This window comes from Mycobacterium sp. E3305 (assembly GCF_001666785.1).
Classification (GTDB): domain Bacteria; phylum Actinomycetota; class Actinomycetes; order Mycobacteriales; family Mycobacteriaceae; genus Mycobacterium.
Window position 1 is genome coordinate 1 of the sequence record NZ_LZJA01000284.1, and the last position, 530, is coordinate 530.

The following is a 530-nucleotide window of genomic DNA, read 5'->3' on the forward strand; positions in this document are numbered from 1 at the left end:
ATGCCGGCTAAGGCGAGTGTGGCCATTGTCGGGTCGGGAAACATCAGTACTGACCTGCTCTACAAGTTGCTGCGGTCCGAGTGGCTGGAGCCGCGCTGGATGGTCGGCATCGACCCGCAAAGCGAGGGCTTGGCGCGGGCCCGCAAGCTGGGCCTGGAGACCACGCACGAAGGCGTGGACTGGTTGCTGGCCCAGTCGGAGAAGCCCGACTTGGTGTTCGAGGCCACCAGCGCCTACGTGCACCGGGACGCGGCGCCGAAATACGAAGCCGCCGGGATCCGGGCGATCGACCTGACCCCGGCCGCCGTCGGCCCGGCGGTCATCCCGCCGGCCAACCTCCGCGAGCACCTGGACGCGCCGAACGTCAACATGATCACCTGTGGTGGCCAGGCCACCATTCCGATCGTCTATGCCGTATCCCGGGTCGTGGAGGTGCCCTACGCCGAGATCGTCGCGTCGGTGGCGTCGGTCTCGGCCGGGCCGGGCACGCGGGCCAACATCGACGAGTTCACCAAGACCACCAGCAAGGG

At 68.1% G+C, this 530-nt stretch carries 1 protein-coding gene; it reads left to right on the forward strand.

Features of this window, described 5'->3' with window-relative positions; translation table 11 throughout:
* On the forward strand, positions 1 to 530 hold a 530-nt coding region (locus A5701_RS24480), incomplete at both ends, for an acetylating acetaldehyde dehydrogenase (RefSeq protein WP_197505060.1).